Origin of the sequence: Mesorhizobium sp. M4A.F.Ca.ET.050.02.1.1 (genome assembly GCF_003997725.1) — a bacterium.
Classification (GTDB): domain Bacteria; phylum Pseudomonadota; class Alphaproteobacteria; order Rhizobiales; family Rhizobiaceae; genus Mesorhizobium.
Map to the genome: position 1 here is coordinate 1 of NZ_RZSG01000679.1, position 3,246 is coordinate 3,246.

The 3,246-nt window shown below is 61.9% G+C and carries 4 protein-coding genes and 1 pseudogene; 4 read left to right on the top strand and 1 reads right to left on the bottom strand.

Annotation, left to right across the window (positions count from 1 at the left end):
* The first annotated feature begins 295 nt into the window (after positions 1 to 295).
* From EOA33_RS29195 to EOA33_RS29210, 4 genes are all read left to right on the top strand, one after another.
* Positions 296 to 556 carry a DUF1344 domain-containing protein gene (locus tag EOA33_RS29195; RefSeq protein WP_126058662.1) on the top strand — a complete coding sequence of 87 codons (261 nt, stop codon included), beginning with the start codon at positions 296 to 298 and terminating at the stop codon, positions 554 to 556.
* 236 nt (positions 557 to 792) lie between these two features.
* A complete protein-coding gene (locus EOA33_RS29200; RefSeq protein WP_126058661.1) occupies positions 793 to 978 on the top strand; it encodes a DUF1059 domain-containing protein in 186 nt (61 codons plus the stop codon).
* A gap of 271 nt (positions 979 to 1,249) precedes the next feature.
* A complete protein-coding gene (locus tag EOA33_RS29205) occupies positions 1,250 to 1,828 on the top strand; it encodes a hypothetical protein (protein WP_126058660.1) in 579 nt (192 codons plus the stop codon).
* 83 nt (positions 1,829 to 1,911) lie between these two features.
* The gene (locus tag EOA33_RS29210) at positions 1,912 to 2,892 is read left to right on the top strand and encodes a S8 family serine peptidase (protein WP_126058659.1); all 981 of its coding nucleotides are present in this window, start codon (positions 1,912 to 1,914) and stop codon (positions 2,890 to 2,892) included.
* 7 nt (positions 2,893 to 2,899) lie between these two features.
* On the opposite strand, the pseudogene EOA33_RS29215 reads toward EOA33_RS29210, so the two are convergent.
* Positions 2,900 to 3,246, bottom strand: a pseudogene (locus tag EOA33_RS29215) (CCA tRNA nucleotidyltransferase); the annotation flags it as partial.

Sequence of the window (3,246 nt, forward strand, 5' to 3'; positions counted from 1 at the left end):
TGTCGCCTCGATCCTGTCCAGCCTGCCGCCCGAGGTCAGATGGCCATAAAATATCGGTGAGCGGGATGTGAACCGCAATGCGGTCCCATTCGCCGAATCTGGGCGCGCAATGTGGCGCCTTGATTATCTTTTTCGTCTAATAGGCATTTGAAAAATCAGGGCTATTTGTCGTTTCCGGGCCGGGAAACGCCGGCGGTTCCTCCCCTCTGAGCCGCGACGCGACGTGACCGGACGGCCCATGATTGAGTGGGGTGCCTTGCCAACCGGGTGCCCGCATTTTCCAGGAGAACATGCCATGCGCAAGCTTATTGTGACGGCGGCAACCGCTGCTCTTCTCGCCTCTGGTGGCGCCGCGTTCGCGGCGGTCAAGCACACCACGGGCACGGTGAAGAGCTTCGATGGAACGGCCATGAGCCTCGTTCTTGATGATGGATCCACCTTTACGCTGTCCAAGGCCTTCAAGGATCCTGGCCTGCAGGCTGGCGAGAAGGTCCGCGTTTCCTGGGACATGAACGGCAAGAACAAGATTGCCGAGGCAGTCAAGATCATGAAGTGACGGCCTGCTCGCAGGAGGAAGTCGGGGTCATGTCCGGTCTTGCTCCGAGGTAGCGTAAGAGGGCGGAGCAGCGATGCTCCGCCTTTTTCGGCTCTGCCGGCAACCAAAACCCTCGAACCGTGTTATGGTTGCTCGCCAGTGCGCGACCCGGAAACTTCTCGGTTTTCGACAAAGGATCGTGCACGCATCGAGAGTGCGGACGTCCGTCGGCGCTGCAAGGAGGAAAGGAAAATCCGATGAAGGAATTCCACTGCGGATCGCTCGTGCCCGGCTGTGAATGGCACACACGCGCCGAAGAAGAGGCCGAGGTGATGCGCCGCGCCGTCGAGCATATGCGCGAAACGCATGGCGAAACGACCATTCGCGAGACAATGATCGAGGCGATCCGCTCGCGAATCCAGAAGGTTCGCGACGCCGCGTAACGCCTTCCGGCCGGATCAAATCGCGGCAATTGCGCGATCCAGCCCAGCAAAGCGGGATGCCGGAGCCACAGGCATCCTGCCCCGCTTGCCGGCCACGGCTGCCGGACAGCGCAAATATTTCAATCAAATACTTATATTCGCACCTGCTTGGATAACCCGGCGGTAACGGTAGTCGTGCCACTGTCGGGCGAATGAACCGGGTACAGGGGCCGTCAGAGCCCGCCGCCAACAGGCGCTGGTCCGGAAACGGTGGGGCGAGGTGTTTTCGCGCATGCGCGAAAGGTCCGGCAATCGACGCAGGTACCGCGCGATAGCACTGCTGCTGTCGGCCTTCCTTGGCGCGTCTCCGGCAACGGCCCAGGAGATTACGACTTCACTGATTGGCATGCACCAGGGTTCGCCGCTCAGCGACCGCGCCAGGAACCTTGGCGACGGCGGCTACGAGTTGCAGAGCGGATCCTGGGTTTCGTTCAACCAGTGGTACCACGCCAGCTGGGTCGATCTCCACGTCGACTTCCTCACCCAGCTGACGGAAAACACCGGTATTTTGTGGGGGCTCGGCACCGGAGAAAAAGCCGAGAAGTACAGCATCGGACCCAGCTTCAAGCTGGGCTTCCTCACGCAGACGCATCCGACACCGAGCAGCACCCTGTCGATCTCGCTGACCTCGACGATCGGCGGCAACCTCACCGAAAAGCCATGCGTGGCCGACTATGGGGATCTGGGCACCTACAGCGTCAACTGCCGGCTCGCTGCCGCCGAGATGGCACCTGAGGAAACCCTGAAATATCTGGTTAACGCTAAGCCCGAGAGCATGCATCTGTGGCTGAACTACCGTGTTACTTTCTGAGCTTGGAGGCTGCCATGAGCAAGTCAACCCACCCCGAAGGTCGCAATCGTCCGTCCTGGTTCCTGTTTGACTGGAGTAACAAAATGTCAGCCAACCACTGGAAATTCGGCCTAGCCGCTGCGCTCGCCATCCTCTCAGCGCCGATCGCATCGGCGCAGGAAGCCCTCGACGCCGACGAGACGGCCGCGCTCTGCCACGGCGGCGGATCGATATGTGTGAGCGCAGCGATTCCGGCCGCGCCGGCGACGCAAGCGCTGCAGAGCTGGATGACCCCCGACGTCGGCGTCGCGTGGGCCGCGGGCTACAAGGGCAAGGGCGTCACCATCACCATCGTAGACGACTTCAGCAGCTCATCGCGCTTCTCCGGCAATTTCGGCCTCGGAGTGCAAACCCAGCGACACGGCGAATGGACCCGCCAGGAGGCCAGCATGGTCGCGCCGCTGGCAACCATCAGGTCGAAGGACTTCTCGACGGGGACAGCCGTCTCGCTGGCGCCCGGTCTCAACGTGCTCAATCTGAGCTACGGCATGTACGCCAAGGCGGGCTACAGCGTCAGTCAGATCGGCTGGGCACCGGAAGAAGCCTCGATCATCTCCTATGCCACCAAGGGGTCGGCCGTCGTCTCGAAGGCAGCCGGCAACGATGCCGTCGCCGTCGGCGGTATCAAGAATGGTCAGCAGGACTACCTCGACCTCGCGCTGGTCGGCAAAGCCTCGGCGATCTTCGTCGGCGCGCTCTCCACCAACGGCACGACGACCAGCAAGGCCCAGCTTGCCTCGTATTCCAACTACGCCGGCTCCAACCCGCTGGTGCAGAGCCATTTCCTTGTCGTGGGTGTCACTGGCAGCAAGACCAGCCTTTACGGCACCTCCTTCGCGGCGCCGATCATTTCCGGCTATGCCGCGATCGTCGGCAGCAAATTCACCACGGCAACGCCGACACAGATCACCAACCAGTTGCTCAACACAGCCCGTACCGACACGCTGGTCAACTACAATGCCTCGGTCTATGGCAAGGGCGAAGCCAGCCTTTCACGCGCGCTGGCTCCCGCTTCCATCAAGTGAGCCGCACCTAAGCTTCGAGTGCCTTTGCGGCGCGCTTGATGAGCGCGCCGCGGTCGAGGGTAAAACCGGACCCGATCCATTCCTTCTCGAGATTTTTCAGGATCGCGCCGAGCTTCGGGCCGGGCGACGCGCCGAGTTCGGTGAGATCGGCGCCCTTGATCGGGAATACCGGCTTTTGCCATTTCGACCCGAGGGCAAGCAGGCGCGAGAAACCACCGGCGTCGATCAGTGCCTGGTTGTCCTCGGCAGCCCGCGCCCGCGCCGAAGCCAGCGAAAGCCGCAGCCGGTCGCCAATGCCGTTTCGGTCGCCGAGATAAAGTTTCTTCGCCAGTTCGCCTTCGCTCGTCTTGGGCT

Excerpts from the sequence above, each read along its gene's own strand:
- EOA33_RS29195 (WP_126058662.1), top strand. The coding sequence starts at position 296 with ATGCGCAAGCTTATTGTGACGGCGGCAACCGCTGCTCTTCTCGCCTCT.
- EOA33_RS29200 (WP_126058661.1), top strand. The coding sequence starts at position 793 with ATGAAGGAATTCCACTGCGGATCGCTCGTGCCCGGCTGTGAATGGCAC.
- EOA33_RS29205 (WP_126058660.1), top strand. The coding sequence starts at position 1,250 with ATGCGCGAAAGGTCCGGCAATCGACGCAGGTACCGCGCGATAGCACTG.
- EOA33_RS29210 (WP_126058659.1), top strand. The coding sequence starts at position 1,912 with ATGTCAGCCAACCACTGGAAATTCGGCCTAGCCGCTGCGCTCGCCATC.